Origin of the sequence: Providencia sp. CIM-Carb-044, from assembly GCF_033901115.1 — a bacterium.
GTDB classification, from domain to species: Bacteria; Pseudomonadota; Gammaproteobacteria; order Enterobacterales; family Enterobacteriaceae; genus Providencia; species Providencia hangzhouensis.
This window is the reverse complement of record NZ_JAXADV010000003.1, coordinates 274,091-290,784: the sequence shown is the minus strand read 5'-3', so window position 1 is coordinate 290,784 and position 16,694 is coordinate 274,091. Positions and strand designations below refer to the sequence as shown.

General features: G+C 41.1%; 15 protein-coding genes. 12 read left to right on the top strand and 3 right to left on the bottom strand.

Annotation, left to right across the window (positions count from 1 at the left end; translation table 11 throughout):
• Window positions 1–5: 5 nt before the first annotated feature.
• The 6 genes from aceF to acnB all read left to right on the top strand — a co-directional run bounded on the left by aceF (window position 6) and on the right by acnB (window position 8,795).
• Window positions 6–1,865, top strand: coding sequence for a pyruvate dehydrogenase complex dihydrolipoyllysine-residue acetyltransferase (aceF, locus tag SJ312_RS07845; RefSeq protein WP_004261981.1), 1,860 nt, complete (start codon window positions 6–8; stop codon window positions 1,863–1,865).
• 204 nt (window positions 1,866–2,069) lie between these two features.
• Complete coding sequence (lpdA, locus tag SJ312_RS07840; RefSeq protein WP_094961375.1) at window positions 2,070–3,497, top strand: dihydrolipoyl dehydrogenase; 1,428 nt, start codon at window positions 2,070–2,072, stop codon at window positions 3,495–3,497.
• A 290-nt stretch (window positions 3,498–3,787) separates the two neighbouring features.
• Complete coding sequence (locus tag SJ312_RS07835; protein ID WP_110592151.1) at window positions 3,788–4,984, top strand: hypothetical protein; 1,197 nt, start codon at window positions 3,788–3,790, stop codon at window positions 4,982–4,984.
• Between the two features lie 3 nt (window positions 4,985–4,987).
• Window positions 4,988–5,272, top strand: a complete 285-nt coding sequence (locus tag SJ312_RS07830; RefSeq protein ID WP_319867359.1) for a hypothetical protein — start codon at window positions 4,988–4,990, stop codon at window positions 5,270–5,272.
• Between the two features lie 130 nt (window positions 5,273–5,402).
• A complete protein-coding gene (locus SJ312_RS07825) occupies window positions 5,403–5,756 on the top strand; it encodes a VOC family protein (protein ID WP_110592150.1) in 354 nt (117 codons plus the stop codon).
• Between the two features lie 441 nt (window positions 5,757–6,197).
• Window positions 6,198–8,795 carry a bifunctional aconitate hydratase 2/2-methylisocitrate dehydratase gene (acnB, locus tag SJ312_RS07820; RefSeq protein ID WP_096863178.1) on the top strand — a complete coding sequence of 866 codons (2,598 nt, stop codon included), beginning with the start codon at window positions 6,198–6,200 and terminating at the stop codon, window positions 8,793–8,795.
• A gap of 62 nt (window positions 8,796–8,857) precedes the next feature.
• Here the strand turns inward: acnB and SJ312_RS07815 are convergent, their stop codons facing one another.
• Window positions 8,858–9,235: a VOC family protein gene (locus SJ312_RS07815; RefSeq protein ID WP_004261953.1), complete on the bottom strand. Its 378-nt coding sequence runs from the start codon at window positions 9,233–9,235 to the stop codon at window positions 8,858–8,860.
• Window positions 9,236–9,425: 190 nt separating this feature from the next.
• Between SJ312_RS07815 and SJ312_RS07810 the strand changes: the two genes are divergently transcribed.
• From SJ312_RS07810 to SJ312_RS07795, 4 genes are all read left to right on the top strand, one after another.
• Window positions 9,426–9,791, top strand: coding sequence for a YacL family protein (locus tag SJ312_RS07810; RefSeq protein WP_004261949.1), 366 nt, complete (start codon window positions 9,426–9,428; stop codon window positions 9,789–9,791).
• A 142-nt stretch (window positions 9,792–9,933) separates the two neighbouring features.
• Window positions 9,934–10,806, top strand: a complete 873-nt coding sequence (gene mscS / locus SJ312_RS07805; protein ID WP_004261945.1) for a small-conductance mechanosensitive channel MscS — start codon at window positions 9,934–9,936, stop codon at window positions 10,804–10,806.
• Window positions 10,807–11,016: 210 nt separating this feature from the next.
• The gene (gene argO / locus SJ312_RS07800) at window positions 11,017–11,652 is read left to right on the top strand and encodes an arginine exporter ArgO (RefSeq protein WP_004261942.1); all 636 of its coding nucleotides are present in this window, start codon (window positions 11,017–11,019) and stop codon (window positions 11,650–11,652) included.
• A 152-nt stretch (window positions 11,653–11,804) separates the two neighbouring features.
• Window positions 11,805–12,539, top strand: a complete 735-nt coding sequence (locus tag SJ312_RS07795) for an oxidative stress defense protein (RefSeq protein WP_004261938.1) — start codon at window positions 11,805–11,807, stop codon at window positions 12,537–12,539.
• On the opposite strand, the gene SJ312_RS07790 is transcribed toward SJ312_RS07795, so the two are convergent.
• Window positions 12,536–13,447 carry a LysR family transcriptional regulator ArgP gene (locus SJ312_RS07790; protein ID WP_004261934.1) on the bottom strand — a complete coding sequence of 304 codons (912 nt, stop codon included), beginning with the start codon at window positions 13,445–13,447 and terminating at the stop codon, window positions 12,536–12,538. The two genes, SJ312_RS07795 and SJ312_RS07790, sit on opposite strands and share 4 nt — an antisense overlap.
• Window positions 13,448–13,650: 203 nt before the next feature.
• Between SJ312_RS07790 and rpiA the strand changes: the two genes are divergently transcribed.
• Both rpiA and serA read left to right on the top strand, forming a co-directional pair.
• On the top strand, window positions 13,651–14,313 hold the full coding sequence (gene rpiA / locus SJ312_RS07785) for a ribose-5-phosphate isomerase RpiA (RefSeq protein ID WP_272515216.1): 663 nt from the start codon (window positions 13,651–13,653) through the stop codon (window positions 14,311–14,313).
• Between the two features lie 444 nt (window positions 14,314–14,757).
• Entirely contained in the window at window positions 14,758–16,008 is a 1,251-nt protein-coding gene (gene serA, locus SJ312_RS07780; protein WP_319867355.1) for a phosphoglycerate dehydrogenase, read from the top strand.
• Between the two features lie 38 nt (window positions 16,009–16,046).
• On the opposite strand, the gene SJ312_RS07775 is transcribed toward serA, so the two are convergent.
• Window positions 16,047–16,640, bottom strand: coding sequence for a 5-formyltetrahydrofolate cyclo-ligase (locus tag SJ312_RS07775; RefSeq protein WP_110592147.1), 594 nt, complete (start codon window positions 16,638–16,640; stop codon window positions 16,047–16,049).
• Window positions 16,641–16,694 lie beyond the last annotated feature (54 nt).

The following is a 16,694-nucleotide window of genomic DNA, read 5'->3' as shown; positions in this document are numbered from 1 at the left end:
AATCAATGTCTATTGAAATCCAAGTGCCTGATATCGGTGCTGATGAAGTTGAAGTCACCGAAGTGATGGTTAAAGTTGGCGACAAAGTAGAAGCTGAGCAATCGCTTATTACCGTTGAAGGTGATAAGGCTTCTATGGAAGTCCCATCTCCACAAGCGGGTGTGGTAAAAGAAATTAAAATTGCTGTTGGCGATAAAGTGACAACAGGCAAATTAATCATGGTATTCGAAGCGGAGGCGGGTGCAGCAGCGCCTGCTCCTGCAGAAGCCCCTACGGCTCCAGCGGCAGCGCCAAGCGCAGCTGCATCTAAAGATGTTGCTGTTCCAGATATCGGTGGCGATGAAGTTGAAGTTACTGAAATCATGGTTAAAGTCGGTGACAAAGTAGAAGCTGAGCAATCTTTAATTACTGTTGAAGGTGATAAAGCTTCAATGGAAGTTCCTGCACCATTTGCTGGAACGGTTAAAGAAATCAAAATTGCAACCGGTGATAAAGTTAAAACCGGCTCATTGATTATGGTCTTTGAAGTTGCAGGCGCAGCACCTGCGGCGGCACCAGCTGCACAAGCTGCTGCACCAGCGGCTCCAGCAGCATCAGCAATTAAAGATGTTAACGTTCCAGATATCGGTGGTGATGAAGTTGAAGTCACTGAAGTCATGGTAAAAGTGGGTGATACCGTTTCTGCTGAGCAATCAATCATTACCGTTGAAGGTGACAAAGCGTCAATGGAAGTTCCTGCGCCATTTGCTGGAACAGTTAAAGAAATCAAGATTGCGACTGGCGATAAAGTGAAAACTGGCTCGCTGATCATGACTTTTGAAGTGGCAGGTGCAGCGCCTGCAGCGGCTCCAGCAGCTCAACCGTCTGCTCCGGCTCCAGCGGCAGCTCCTGCACAAGCAGCGCCAGCGAAAGCAACTGACAGCAAAACTGAATTTGTTGAAAACGACGCATATATCCATGCAACACCGGTTATTCGCCGCTTAGCGCGTGAATTTGGTGTTAACTTAGCGAAAGTTAAAGGTACAGGTCGTAAGGGCCGTATCCTGCGTGAAGACGTTCAAGCTTACGTGAAAGATGCCGTAAAACGTGCGGAAGCTCCTGCAGCTGCGGGTGGTGGTTTACCAGGTATGCTGCCATGGCCGAAAGTGGATTACAGCAAATTCGGTGAAGTTGAAGAAGTTGAACTGGGTCGTATCCAAAAAATCTCTGGTGCTAACCTGAGCCGTAACTGGGTAATGATCCCGCACGTTACGCTGATGGAAGAAGTGGATACCACTGAAGTTGAAGAATTCCGTAAGCAACAAAACAAAGAAGCTGAGAAGAAAAAACTGGATGTGAAAATCACACCATTAGTTTTTGTCATGAAAGCTGTTGCTCGTGCTCTGGAAGAAATGCCACGCTTTAATAGCTCCATTTCTGAAGATGCACAGCGTCTGTTCCTGAAAAAATATATTAACATCGGTATTGCCGTAGATACGCCAAATGGCTTAGTTGTTCCTGTCTTCAAAGACGTTAACAAAAAAGGCATTTTAGAGCTATCTCGCGAACTGATGGAAGTTTCTAAGAAAGCGCGTGCAGGTAAACTGACTGCGTCTGATATGCAAGGTGGTTGTTTCACGATTTCAAGCCTTGGTGGTATCGGAACTACCGGTTTTGCACCTATCGTGAATGCACCAGAAGTTGCAATTATGGGACTGTCACGTTCTTCAATGAAACCTGTTTGGAATGGTAGCGAATTTGTTCCTCGCCTAATCCTGCCAATGTCACTGTCCTTTGACCATCGTGTAATCGATGGTGCTGATGGAGCTCGCTTCATCACCCTAGTAGGGCAATTAATGAGCGATATTCGCCGTTTAGTGATGTAAATAATAAGACCGGCGAATAGGCCGGTCTGTTTTATTTAGGCTGAGGCAGAATTTTTTGCTGCTGCTACGAAAGGTTGGGAGTTACATCACGAAATGAGCCTTTTCAGGGTGTTAACAATTCTGTAAACTGCTCTCGGTGTGTACTTTTCCAGTGGAAGATCGTTTATTCAGCAGTACCGCTGGACAAAACAAAAAGAGGTCATGATGAGTACTGAAATTAAAGCCCAAGTCGTTGTGCTTGGTGCAGGCCCTGCAGGTTATTCTGCGGCTTTCCGTTGCGCTGACTTAGGTTTAGAAACTGTTTTAGTAGAACGTTATTCAACCCTTGGTGGTGTTTGTTTAAACGTTGGTTGTATTCCTTCTAAAGCTTTACTCCATGTTGCAAAAGTGATCGAAGAAGCAAAAGCTTTAGCAGAACACGGCATTGTTTTTGGTGAGCCAAAAACTGACATTTCCAAAGTTCGCTTATGGAAAGAAAAAGTGATTAATCAGCTGACGGGTGGTCTGGCTGGTATGGCTAAAGGCCGTAAAGTTAACGTAGTTAACGGCTTCGGTAAATTCACAGGTGCCAACACGCTGGTTGTTGAAGGTGAAAACGGTAGCACAACTATCAATTTCGATAACGCAATTATTGCTGCGGGTTCCCGTCCAATTCAATTACCATTCATTCCACATGAAGACCCACGTATTTGGGACTCAACCGATGCATTAGAACTGAAAGAAGTTCCTGAGCGTCTGCTGGTTATGGGTGGGGGTATCATCGGTTTAGAAATGGGAACTGTGTATCATGCACTGGGTTCTCAAATCGATGTGGTTGAAATGTTTGACCAAGTCATCCCAGCGGCTGACAAAGATGTGGTTAAAGTATTCACCAAACAAATCAGTAAAAAATTCAACCTACTATTAGAAACTAAAGTAACAGCCGTTGAAGCGAAAGAAGACGGTATCTACGTTTCTATGGAAGGCAAAAAAGCTTCCGCAGAGCCGCAACGTTACGATGCTGTATTAGTGGCAATCGGCCGTGTTCCTAATGGTAAAAACTTGGATGCAGGCAAAGCTGGCGTTGAAGTTGATGACCGTGGCTTTATCCATGTCGATAAGCAAATGCGCACTAACGTTCCTCATATCTTCGCTATCGGTGATATCGTTGGCCAGCCAATGTTAGCTCACAAAGGTGTTCACGAGGGGCACGTTGCCGCAGAAGTTATCTCTGGTCTGAAACATTACTTTGACCCGAAAGTGATCCCATCAATCGCTTATACTGAGCCAGAAGTTGCATGGGTTGGTTTAACTGAGAAAGAAGCGAAAGAACAAAATATCAGCTACGAAGTTGCGACTTTCCCATGGGCAGCATCAGGCCGTGCAATTGCATCTGATTGCGCCGAAGGTATGACTAAGCTGATTTTCGACAAACAATCTAACCGTGTTATCGGTGGGGCTGTTGTCGGTGTGAACGGTGGTGAATTACTGGGTGAAATCGGCCTAGCAATTGAAATGGGTTGTGATGCTGAAGATTTAGCATTAACTATCCATGCTCACCCAACACTGTATGAATCAATCGGTATGGCTGCTGAGATTTACGAAGGTAGCATTACTGATTTACCAAACGCAAAAGCGAAAAAGAAAAAATAATTTTCTTTAATCGCATAGATAAATAGTATCTCTAGTATGCTGTTTATCACTAAAGCGAATTGAAGCCAATGTGGAAACTCATTGGCTTTTTTTGTTTTTGTGAATATAAACAATTAGTCACATGTTTCTGTTCTATTATTGATTAAAATAGATATTAATCATTTTATAAGTAATACGCTTTTAATTTTAAATGGTCGAATCTTTATTAATGATAACGGTTAGTTGACTATAAAAATATTAAATTCTAATTTCTTTATTCTGTTTTTTATAACTAATAAGGAAGTTAGTTTATGGATGGTGTGACAGACCTAGGTACAATAACGGTATGGGGAAGTAACCCTAGACCGCATTTCAATGATTGTTTTAATAATTATGATAATGCTCATGAAGATATTGATTTAACTGGGAGGTATGAAAAATTAAAAAGTATTTTACATGAAAATCTTTATGATAATATAAAACTAGCTGATATCCATGATGATGTTAATAATCACAAAATCGATGCTTTTCAAGATTATTCTACTACAATTAAAAATGATTTAAAATCTAAACAAATATCAATTGAAAATAATTTAATTACCTTAAGAAAGGATATTGCGGAGATTGAAAAATCGCCTGGCTGGAAATTTATCATTGATCCACAAAAATATCCTTGTACATACAAATGGCATTTTCAATCTTCAGACTCCTCAAATTTAAAAATTTCAGCAATCTTTAAATTTCGCACAATTGAAGATAGGGACAGGCTCCTCGCAGAGGATTTTGACGATAATATACCCGGTATACCGAGATTTCCTTTTGATAATATAGATCTATATATAGATGCGGTTAATAAGCGAGCTGACCGTGATGCTAGAAATCAATTGCTCGAAATTAAGAGACAACATAAAAGTATCACGGATAAAATTCAGTTTAATTTAAATGAATTAAATAAGCTGAAAATAGCCCAAAGTAGTGTATTTGCCGTTCCCACACCGAATGTTCCTACATTATCTCATGGCGTTGGTTTAAATACGCAAGCTACACAAACGGCAAACAGCAACATAGTCAAAGGTGTCGAAAATACCTTAGGTAATATTCGCGATGGCCTAGCTGAAACGTTTGATTGCTCTTTTGGCATGAGTTGCTCAAATGATTTAGATAAAGCAGCAAAAAATCCAAATGTTGGAACGGAGTTATCAGATTCTGATAGAATAGCGCTAGGCGGGACTGGCTCAGGAAGCCCTGACGGATGGGAGCCTGATAATAACTTAAGTACATCAGATAGGCGTTCAATACAGTCTTTGAGGGGGCAAGTAAGGTTACATAAAGAGAAATTAGCCGCTTATCGACGTAATCCAGATGCTTTTGACAACCAAGGACACCTTAAGAATGCGCCCAATAATACGGTTAGGCAACGCATTATTGATGGGCGAATTAAGCATTTAGAAAAAGAAATTAAAACATTTGAAAAGAACATAAATGAAATTAAGAATGGTAAAGGTTAAAATATGAAAATAGAACTGAGTCTACTGGAAGAGGCTATAATAGCCATTTTCAAAGAGATGAAAGTACAGGGAATGGATAATATAGACTTAGATGCAGATTTTTATTGGAATGTGCCTTCTGAATCTATTTATGATATTTACAATGAGCCTACTCAGTTAGATATTGGGCAGTTAGAAGCTGATTATGAGATGCTATGTAAAGCTAAAGAAAATGAATTACTTATAAAGTATAACTTAAAAAATATATCAGCCATTCTTCGTTATTTATCAGAAAAACACGCAATATGATCTGACTTGATGATACTAAAGGTGTAAGCAAACGCTGGTTTGGCTATTGCTTACACCTTATCTACATCTACTAACTTTCAATCATGCGTGTAAGCTAAAACAAAATAATAGATATCAATAAGAAATCGCTATGCAACTAAAACCCTCTGCAATTTTAATTCATGTACCTGATGTTCAAGCGGGTTTGGCTTGGTATCAGCAAGCTTTTCCACAAGCAAAGGCAGAATACTTGCCTGAATTTGATTTCACCTTACTGCATGTCGGAGACTTCACGATAGAAGTGGTGCAAGCGGATGAAAAAGTCAGTGAGGGTAAAAAAGGGACTGTATTGTATTGGCAAGTCGATGATTTTGATTTGGCTTTTGAGCATTTCACTCAACTAGGGGCAAAACTGTATCGCGGGCCAATGTTAATAGATGGTAACAATCGAATGTGCCAACTTGAAGACCCATTTGGCAATTTAATTGGTTTAAAAGGGCAGTAAAATCCATTAAAACATTTAAAGAAATTAAAACCAATCGCAATGATTTACCTTATCAATTAGTAATATAAATAAAATTGCGATAAAAAATATAATTTGTGATAGCTGATGAAAAAAGGCACTAATTAGGGTGCTTTAAATTTTAAAATGCATTATAAAAAGTATGGTTTTTTCGGCGTTTTACGATGATTAATAGTATCTTAAGCTGAAAAATAGCCAGTAATGAAGTGTTAAGGCGTAAAGTTAGTAGTTAAATGTTGCTTTCTTGTGAATGAATTAACATTACGTTTAAATTCTGCTATGCTGATCGCCCGAAGCTGGGCATAATTTTACCGCCATTGAGATTATGCGAGCAAATTCCTCTGACCTGGCACCGGATGATAATTTTGTCAGTATGGTGCAGAGAGCCGGGTATATAAATAACAAAGAAGCGAGGAGAACGTCGTGCTAGAAGAATACCGTAAGCACGTAGCCGAGCGTGCCGCTCAAGGGATTGTCCCTAAGCCATTAGATGCGTCACAAGTAGCTGCACTGGTAGAGTTACTCAAAAACCCACCCAAAGGTGAAGAAGATTTCCTGTTAGACCTGCTGACCAACCGCGTCCCCCCTGGTGTTGATGAAGCAGCGTACGTAAAAGCTGGATTTTTAGCCGCGATAGCTAAAGGCGAAACTTCCTCTTCTCTTATCTCCCCTGAAAAAGCCATTGAACTGTTAGGTACTATGCAGGGTGGATATAACATTCACGCACTAATTGAAGCGTTGGATGACGAAAAACTGGCGCCAATCGCCGCTAAAGCACTTTCCCACACCTTACTGATGTTTGATAACTTCTACGACGTAGAAGAAAAAGCGAAAGCGGGAAATGTTCACGCTAAACAAGTTATTGAATCATGGGCGGATGCCGAGTGGTTCAAAGAGCGTCCTGCGTTAGCTGAAAAAATGACCGTAACTGTGTTCAAAGTTACGGGTGAAACTAACACAGATGACTTATCGCCAGCGCCTGATGCATGGTCACGTCCAGATATCCCATTACACGCGTTAGCAATGCTGAAAAACGCACGCGATGGTATTGAACCAGACGATGCGGGTAATGTTGGTCCAATCAAGCAAATTGATGCATTAAATAAAAAAGGCTTCCCATTAGCTTACGTGGGAGATGTCGTCGGTACCGGTTCTTCTCGTAAATCAGCGACTAACTCCGTGCTGTGGTTTATGGGGGACGATATCCCATTTGTACCAAATAAACGTGGCGGTGGGGTGGTATTAGGCGGCAAAATTGCACCAATCTTCTTTAATACGATGGAAGATGCGGGCGCATTACCGATTGAAGTGGATGTTTCTAAACTGAATATGGGCGATGTGATCGACATCTATCCATTTAAAGGTGAAGTTCGTAACCACGAAACCGGTGAACTACTAGAAACATTTGAATTAAAAACAGATGTGCTGATTGACGAAGTCCGTGCGGGTGGTCGTATTCCATTAATTATCGGCCGTGGTTTAACCAATAAAGCACGTGAATCACTGGGCTTAGAAGCGACAGATGTATTCCGTCACGCGAAATCCGTTGCACAAAGCAACCGTGGTTTCTCATTAGCACAAAAAATGGTTGGTCGTGCTTGCGGTCGCCCAGGTATTCGCCCTGGCGAATATTGTGAGCCAAAAATGACCTCTGTAGGTTCACAAGATACAACCGGTCCGATGACCCGTGATGAACTGAAAGACCTAGCTTGCCTTGGTTTCTCAGCAGATTTAGTCATGCAGTCATTCTGCCATACAGCAGCGTATCCAAAACCTGTTGATGTGACAACACACCATACCTTACCTGATTTCATCATGAACCGTGGCGGTGTTTCTCTTCGTCCGGGAGATGGTATTATCCACTCATGGTTAAACCGTATGTTACTGCCAGATACCGTTGGTACAGGTGGTGACTCACATACGCGTTTCCCAATTGGTATTTCATTCCCTGCGGGTTCAGGTTTAGTCGCATTTGCTGCGGCGACAGGGGTTATGCCACTGGATATGCCTGAGTCAGTATTGGTTCGCTTTAAAGGTGAAATGCAGCCGGGTATCACTTTACGTGACCTTGTTCATGCAATTCCGCTATATGCAATCAAAGACGGCCTATTGACCGTAGAGAAAAAAGGTAAGAAAAACATTTTCTCTGGCCGTATCTTAGAAATTGAAGGCTTACCTGAGCTGAAAGTCGAACAAGCGTTTGAATTAGCGGATGCGTCAGCAGAGCGTTCAGCGGCGGGTTGTACTATCAAATTAGATAAAGCGCCAATTATCGAATACCTGCAATCGAATATCGTTCTATTAAAGTGGATGATAGCCGAAGGTTATGGTGATCGTCGTACTATCGAACGCCGTATCAAAGGAATGGAAAGCTGGTTAGCGGATCCACAACTGCTGGAAGGTGATGCAGATGCGGAATACGCGGCAGTGATTGAAATCGACTTGAATGATATCAAAGAGCCAATTCTGTGTGCCCCAAATGACCCAGATGACGCACGTTTATTGTCTGATGTGCAAAACGAGAAAATTGATGAGGTCTTCATCGGTTCTTGTATGACAAACATTGGCCACTTCCGTGCAGCAGGTAAGTTATTGGATTCTCATAAAGGCCAATTACCAACACGTTTATGGGTTGCGCCGCCAACTAAGATGGACGCAGCGCAACTAACCGAAGAAGGTTACTACAGCGTGTTTGGTAAGAGTGGTGCGCGAATTGAAGTTCCAGGGTGTTCACTGTGTATGGGTAACCAAGCACGTGTAGCTGATGGGGCGACAGTCGTTTCCACTTCAACGCGTAACTTCCCTAACCGTTTAGGAACAGGTGCGAATGTTTACCTCGCATCAGCAGAACTGGCAGCGGTAGCTTCTCTGTTAGGTCGTTTACCAACGCCAGCAGAATATCTGCAGTTTATGGATAAGGTCGATGAAACAGCGGCGGATACATACCGTTACCTGAACTTTGACCAGTTATCACAATATACCGAAAAAGCGGATGGCGTGATTTTCCAAACAGCGGTGTAATAAGGTAATATTAATAACGGAGGCTCCTAATGTTAGGGGCCTTTTTTAATTGGGTGTATTTGCTAAATATATTCAGAAATTTCGATTAAATTTAAATCGACATCACGTAAGTAAATAGATCTAATTGCTCCAGTTGCACCAGTCCGATTCACCGGCCCTTCAATAATTTTTACACCTTGTTGTTCAATATGCATTTGCACGTCACACAGCGGTATATCACTAATAAAACATAAATCGAGTGCACCCGGTACAGGCAAGTGGGCTTTGGGTTCAAATTCTTTTCCATATTGGTGAATATTGATTTTTTGCTTCCCAAAACATAACGCATAACGCTGTTCACCAAAGGTAATAACTTCCATTTTTAACACCCGTTGGTAAAAGTCAATGCAGGCATCAATGTTAGTTGTGGTTAGCACTATATGGTCTAAGCGATCGATCATTAGAGCTCCTATTGTTTTAATTATGACTATTTTAATTATTTTCTTATTTAATATTAAGTGAATTACGTGGCTTATGTGTTGAAATCGGTGCTTTACTCAATTTTATTTTTTCTGTTGGTAATACCTCTCAACAAAGCGGTTTGACTCGCGTTATACTAGGTTCAATAACGCAAGAGTAGAGGGACTGCATATGGACTACCAATTTTTCCAAGATATCACCGGAGCTATCTCCGCTAAATTCTCGATGGATCATGAGGCTATTGGATATTGGCTTAATGAAGAGGTTAAAAATAACCTTAGTCTGTTAGATGCTATTGAAGAAAACTATGAAAAAATCAAAGGAAGTGAAAAACAATGGGAGCTTATTGGCCACGAATATACATTGTTGCTTGATGATGAAGAAGTGATGATCCGCGCCAACCAATTATCATTTGAAACTGAAGGGTTGGAAGAAGGAATGAGTTATTATGATAATGAAAGTGTTGCATTTTGCGGCACTGATGACTTCTTATTAATGCTAAAAGATTATCGAATTTTTGTTATAGAAAATAGATAAAATAATTTTATTTAGTGATTTGTTTTGTGTTTTAATGAATCATCGCTATTATTTGCAATGTACGGCCAGCCATTAAACGTTTCGTTAAAGATTTATTGGTTGGGGTTAATATTGATAATTGGATCCTAAAGGGCATATATATATGAATACTGATGATGTTACAGGCGCGTTGAATGATGCAACGAATTGGTTTGTGGCGAACCAAGATCTGTTAGTTCAGTATGCTGTGAATATCGTGTCTGCTATCGTTATCTTGATTGTCGGGATGATGATTGCAAAATGGGTCGGGCGTGGTTTACATCGCGTGATGACCATGAAAGGCATTGATTCAACAGTGAGTGACTTTTTATCAGCGATAGCGCGCTATACCATTGTTGCATTCACCTTAATTGCTGTATTAGGGAAAGTTGGCGTACAAACAGCCTCTGTGATTGCGGTAATGGGGGCGGCCGGTTTAGCTGTTGGCTTAGCATTACAAAACTCGCTGGGTAACTTTGCCGCAGGTGTGTTGCTGGTGGTATTTAGGCCACTAAAAGCGGGGGAGTATGTCTCAATCGGTGCTGTTGAAGGTACAGTGCAAAATGTACAAATATTTTCAACTACGCTAAGAACCGCAGATGACCGTATTATTGTTATTCCTAATGGAAAGATCATTGCCGATAACATTATTAATACCAGTCGTGAGCCTAACCGTCGTCAAGATATTATTGTAGGTGTTGCTTACGATTCTGATATTGATGTGGTGAAAAAAGTATTAGGTGATATCGTCGCCGCAGATAGCCGTATTCAGCATGCTAAAGGCGTTACTATCCGTTTACATGATATGGCACCATCGTCATTAAATTATTTAGTGCGTTTTTGGACCACCAATGGTGATGCATGGCCTGTGTATTGGGACTTGCTAGAAGAGTTTAAGCGAGCATTGGATAAACATAATATTGGTATCCCATTCCCACAAATGGATGTTCATGTTCATAAACAAAATGCGCCTATCAAGCAAGATTCTGCCGAGTAATATTTAGAAAGTCATATTCAGCAGTTTCACTGAAAATAAGAGCCTGTCTTCGATAGGCTCTTATTCATTTCTCACTCCTATATTTTTCTTACCGATCCGTTTTTAGTTATAAGTGATACTTATGACCTATTAGACTTAATCATTTCCACTAATAATTTTTTCTCGTTAATATCCATGCATATTAATTGAATAAAAAGTTGGGATTAATGCATGTTTTCGATCTATTTACAGGGTGCACTGTTGGGTGCAGCGATGATATTACCTTTAGGGCCGCAGAATGCTTTTGTCTTACAACAAGGAAGCCGGAAGCAGTTTCATTTAATGAGTGCATTATTATGCGCTTTAAGTGATACCGTTTTAATTATCGCAGGTGTTTTTGGTGGGAGCGCTTTATTAAGCCAGTCTGAAATATTAATGCAATTGATTACATGGGCAGGCGTAGTATTTCTTCTATGGTATGGCTATGGTGCGTTTCGGACAGCACTCAGCCCTGATGAGGTCATACTTCAAACAGAAAGCCGTGCTATCACAAGATGGAAAGTGATTGTCACATTATTTGCCGTCACTTGGCTGAATCCTCATGTTTATTTAGACACCTTCGTTGTATTAGGTAGTGTGGGAGGCCAATTAGAAAGCCAGCTGAGACCTTGGTTTACGGCTGGAGCATTAACGGCTTCTTTTGTGTGGTTTTTTGCGTTAGCGATACTTGCAGCTTGGTTTTCACCCGTGTTAAATAAACCGCGTTCACAGCGCATTATTAACATTTTTGTCGGTAGCGTGATGTGGTTTATTGCATTTCAACTCGCTATACAGGGGCTTAAAGGACTAGGTTTGCTTTCTCAATAACAATATATCTTCAACAGACAAGCAATAACGTTTAATTTCTCATTATTCTGACTGTACTTTTTGTTTCATGTGTTACTGTTAAATTGAGCTCAGGGATAGTTTATTACCAATTATCCCTTTTTTAGCGATAAATAATTGCCTTGGGAGGTTCTGTGAAATTAAAATCTTTAGTTTTAGCTGCGATGGTAGCAGGTGCTGCGGTTCCTACCATGTCATTGGCTGACCCGTTGCCTAATGGTCCACATATTACCACCTCGGGTAATGCAATAGTGAAAGCGACACCTGATATGGCGACGCTGAATATTCAGGTGGAAGTGACTGCTAAAGATGCGGCGGCTGCGAAAGCCGGGGTCGATAAGCGAGTTGCGGAGTATTTTGAGTTTCTTAAGAAAAATGGTATTGAAAAAGAAGATATTAATGCAGCAAATGTGCGAACTCAGCCTAAATATGATTACAGTAGTGTGAAACAAAAATCAACCATCGAAGGCTACACGGCAACACGTTCTGTTGAAGTGAAAGTGAAGAAATTAGACCAACTTAATGTCTTGTTAGATGGTGCTTTAGCCGCAGGTCTCAATGAAATCAACTCAGTACAGTTTGGTGTGGCTAATCCGCAACAGTATCGTGATGAAGCACGGTCTCAAGCGATTAAAAATGCGACAGAACAAGCTAATCTCTTAGCGAAAGGCTTTAATGTTCAGTTAGGCCCAGTGTATAGCATTAACTATAATGCGCCAGCTGCGGTGCCATATCCAATGGCAACAAGAAATTATGGTGGGGCGATGAAAGCCTCTGTTGCTCAAGACCTCAAGATTGATGAGACTTATGAACAACAGAGTATTGATTTTAATGACCAAGTTGATGTGGTATTTGAATTAAAACGCTAGTTTTTTGCGGGTTCATCTTCTTGTTTTAACATCTGGCGCCCAGTTTTTAATAGGGCGTCAGTCACTTTTTTCATCGTACGGCTTTCAGGTGCGAAGCGGTGCCAATAAAGCATGCGTCGCTGACATAGCCCTGGCGTTAAATCAACCAACTCACCATTCGCTAATTCACTTGCTATCTGCAAATGTGGGATCATACAGCAGGTAGAGCCCTGTTTCGCTAACTGTACAAAGGCCTCTGAGGAGTTCACGATATGGCATGGAACACTGCCGGGCGACAACCCAAAGTTTTGTTGCACAAACGCTTGGTGCATATCGTCTAAATGGTCGAAAGCAACCGCAGGCGCTTTTAATAACGAAGAGCGAGTCACCCCATCGGGGAAATATTTCGCTGCAAAGCCAGGTGATGCGACAAAAATATAGTCCAGCGCGCCAAGTTTATCGACCAAGCAACCCGGTAAGGCTTGGGGTTGAATACTGATAGCGCCTACCACTTCACCACGTCTTAAACGTTCTTGAGTTCGAGTTTCATCTTCTACCTGAATATTTAGCCGAATAGGGCTGTTGCCTAATACAGGGTTTAGGGCTGGAAGAAACCAAGTTGCCAAGCTGTCGGCGTTGACGGCAAGTGAGAGCAATAAAGGGGTGGAGCCACTATTTTCATCACCTAACCATTGTTCTTCTAATAATTCGACTTGATGAAGCAATGCTAGCAGTTTTTGCCCTTGTTCAGTTGGGTGTGGCGGAACGGTACGCACAAGTAGTGGCTGCCCAAATAGGTTTTCTAACTGCTTTATACGTTGTGACACAGCAGATTGCGTGATGCAGAGCTTTTGAGCTGCGCGCTCAAAGCCGCGTTCACGGATAACGGCATCCAGTGCTTGTAATGCGCGATAGTCAGGGCGCTTCATCAAAAAGATCTCCTTGTTGTTATTCTACCAAGCACTATGCCATATTTTTACAAATAACACTTAAAAATATTATTGTTGTGGCCTAAATCCCAAGAACCGTGACATAAATACAGCGAACAAAGCTGCAACTTATTGGGTGTCCGGTATATACTAGTTATTAATAACCTTAATCACGACTCAATTAAATCTTAAAAGGCATGAGCATGACTCAGGACGAATTAAAAAAAGCGGTAGGTTGGGCAGCACTTGATTACGTAAAACCGGGCACTATTGTTGGTGTTGGAACGGGCTCGACAGCTTCACACTTCATTGATGCATTAGCAACAATGAAAAGTCAAATAGAAGGTGCGGTATCAAGTTCAGAAGCATCAACTCAAAAATTAAAATCATTGGGTATTACGGTATTTGATTGCAATGAAGTGGATTCCTTAGATGTTTATGTTGATGGCGCTGATGAAGTTGACCACCACATGAATATGATCAAAGGCGGTGGTGCGGCTTTAACACGTGAAAAAATTGTTTCTGCAATTGCAAAAACCTTTGTTTGTATCGTTGACGAATCTAAGTTAGTTGATGTGTTAGGTAAATTCCCTCTGCCTGTTGAAGTGATCCCAATGGCGCGTAGCTATGTGGCACGTGAATTGGTTAAACTGGGTGGCACGCCAGAGTACCGTCAAAATGTGATTACAGATAACGGTAATGTGATTTTAGATGTCCATAATTTAAATATTATTGACCCAGTGGCATTAGAAAATACCATTAATGGGATTGCAGGTGTTGTGACCGTTGGGTTATTCGCGAATCGTGGTGCAGACGTCGTCTTGATGGGAACTGCAAACGAAGGCGTTAAAACCATCAAGTTATAATCTATATCGTATTCAATTTTTTAATAAGCCAGTGGAGTTATACCCACTGGTTTTTTTGTCTTACTGGTATTTTGTCATTAGTTTATGATTTGATAGAAGCTAAATTAATTAACCAGTTTTATTAATATCACCAATTTGAAATTTATTTTATTTTTTTTAATATCTAGCTATTTTGGTGATATATCTCACACAAATAGGCATTGTGCAGGAAAAATCCTTATTTTGTGTTATCACCCCTGATTTTCTACCATTTAACTTCTTTTTCTTCGCGCTTTTTAGCATCCATTAAGCAAACGGTTGTATTGCTACTGCGCTATTTTTTGCTATGTTGGTATACGCTTCATAGCTCAAGGTAGATGGATGTCATCTCTCTTGAGCTATGTTAGGCAAACACATATGTTCATCTGTTATAAATCTTAAGTACGTTCACGATAGGGTAGGGAAATGGTTAAGGTATCTTTGCAAAAAGACAAAATTAAATTTTTACTGCTAGAAGGTGTGCACCAAAGTGCGGTTGATAACTTAAAAGCTGCGGGCTACACCAATATTGAATATCACAAAAGTGCGTTATCCGACGAAGAATTAAAAGAAGCGATTAAAGATGCACGTTTTGTAGGTATCCGTTCCCGTACTCATCTTACTGAAGAAATTTTTGCAGCAGCAGAAAAACTTGTTGCAGTGGGTTGCTTTTGTATCGGCACCAACCAAGTTGATTTAGATGCTGCGGCAAAACGCGGTATCCCTGTATTTAACGCACCATTTTCGAATACACGTTCCGTTGCAGAAATGGTATTAGGCCAATTATTACTTTTACTGCGTCGTATTCCTGAAGCGAATATGCAAGCCCACCGTTGTATTTGGGAAAAACAAGCGAAAGGCTGTTTTGAAGCACGCGGTAAGCGTCTTGGTATTGTTGGATATGGCCACATTGGTACTCAGTTAGGGATCTTAGCTGAGGGTATCGGTATGAATGTTTTCTTCTATGATATTGAAAACAAACTACCATTAGGTAATGCAACTCAAGTTCGTTCTTTAACTGAACTTCTGAATATGAGCGATGTGGTTAGCTTACATGTCCCTGAGACCCCAAGTACGAAGAATATGTTTGCTAAAGAACAATTCGACCGTATGAAGCCTGGTTCTATTTTCATTAACGCATCACGTGGAACAGTTGTGGATATTCCTTCACTGGCAGCCGCGTTGGAAAGCAAGCATTTATCAGGTGCTGCGGTGGACGTATTCCCAAGTGAGCCAGCTGCAAATAATGACCCTAATGACCCATTTATCTCTGAATTAATTAAGTTCGATAATGTGATTTTAACGCCGCACATTGGGGGCTCTACAGAAGAAGCTCAAGAAAATATTGGGTTAGAAGTGGCTAGTAAGTTGGCGAAATACTCAGATAATGGTTCAACACTATCTGCGGTTAACTTCCCCGAAGTTTCCCTGCCTGTCCATACTGAAGATACCAACCGTTTCTTGCATATTCATGAAAACCGTCCAGGTATTTTGAACAGCATCAACCAAGTATTTACTGAAAATAACATTAACGTTGTTGGCCAGTATTTACGTACATCAGGGAACGTAGGTTATGTGGTTATTGATGTATTAATGCAAACGCCAAACCAAACAGATGAAGCACTCCAGAAATTAAAAGATTTGCCTGGAACCATTCGTGCGCGTTTACTGTTCTAAGTTACGCTAAAAATTGTGTGAAATAATGGCGCGGGTGTTTATGACCAGCGCCATATTTTTTGCGGCGTAATAATTTCGGGTAAAGGAACATCCCAGTGTGCGATGGGGAGTTTTTCTACTTGCTGGCAATTATGGGCAAGGCCAATTGGATAAAAACCGGTTTTTTGCCAATTTGCTAGAGTCCTATCATAGAACCCACCTCCCATACCTAACCGTTGCCCTTGAATATCAAATGCCACTAATGGGATAAGCATGATATCCAGTTTCTCAAGTGGTAGCACATCTCTAACATCAAGCGGTGGTTCATCAATATTAAATCGGTTTTTAACGAGTTGACTATCGGGGCGATAGTGAAGAAATAATAAATGGTGACGACTAAAAGGATGTAAAACAGGGAGATAGACTTGTTTGCCTTCAGCCCAGAGAGCCTGAATAAGCGGTTTAGTATCAATTTCGCCATCAAAAGAAAGAAACAAAGCAATCGTGTTGGCTTGTGCTATTTTCGGGTGGTTTAATGCATTATGCATGAGTTGTTCCGCAGCGTCATATTGCTGCTGAGCGCTTAATTGACGACGTGCTTGGCGGATTGTTTGACGTACCTGCTGGCGTTGGGTCGAAAGGGAGTCTTGCATGTGATAACCTGTTATATATGCGATAAAAAACAGTTAACCAAGAAAGTAAATTAC

Excerpts from the sequence above, each read along its gene's own strand:
- mscS (WP_004261945.1), top strand. The coding sequence starts at position 9,934 with ATGAATACTGATGATGTTACAGGCGCGTTGAATGATGCAACGAATTGG.
- SJ312_RS07835 (WP_110592151.1), top strand. The coding sequence starts at position 3,788 with ATGGATGGTGTGACAGACCTAGGTACAATAACGGTATGGGGAAGTAAC.
- lpdA (WP_094961375.1), top strand. The coding sequence starts at position 2,070 with ATGAGTACTGAAATTAAAGCCCAAGTCGTTGTGCTTGGTGCAGGCCCT.
- aceF (WP_004261981.1), top strand. The coding sequence starts at position 6 with ATGTCTATTGAAATCCAAGTGCCTGATATCGGTGCTGATGAAGTTGAA.
- argO (WP_004261942.1), top strand. The coding sequence starts at position 11,017 with ATGTTTTCGATCTATTTACAGGGTGCACTGTTGGGTGCAGCGATGATA.
- SJ312_RS07790 (WP_004261934.1), bottom strand. The coding sequence starts at position 13,447 with ATGAAGCGCCCTGACTATCGCGCATTACAAGCACTGGATGCCGTTATC.
- SJ312_RS07775 (WP_110592147.1), bottom strand. The coding sequence starts at position 16,640 with ATGCAAGACTCCCTTTCGACCCAACGCCAGCAGGTACGTCAAACAATC.
- SJ312_RS07830 (WP_319867359.1), top strand. The coding sequence starts at position 4,988 with ATGAAAATAGAACTGAGTCTACTGGAAGAGGCTATAATAGCCATTTTC.
- SJ312_RS07815 (WP_004261953.1), bottom strand. The coding sequence starts at position 9,235 with ATGATCGATCGCTTAGACCATATAGTGCTAACCACAACTAACATTGAT.
- rpiA (WP_272515216.1), top strand. The coding sequence starts at position 13,651 with ATGACTCAGGACGAATTAAAAAAAGCGGTAGGTTGGGCAGCACTTGAT.
- serA (WP_319867355.1), top strand. The coding sequence starts at position 14,758 with ATGGTTAAGGTATCTTTGCAAAAAGACAAAATTAAATTTTTACTGCTA.
- SJ312_RS07825 (WP_110592150.1), top strand. The coding sequence starts at position 5,403 with ATGCAACTAAAACCCTCTGCAATTTTAATTCATGTACCTGATGTTCAA.
- SJ312_RS07810 (WP_004261949.1), top strand. The coding sequence starts at position 9,426 with ATGGACTACCAATTTTTCCAAGATATCACCGGAGCTATCTCCGCTAAA.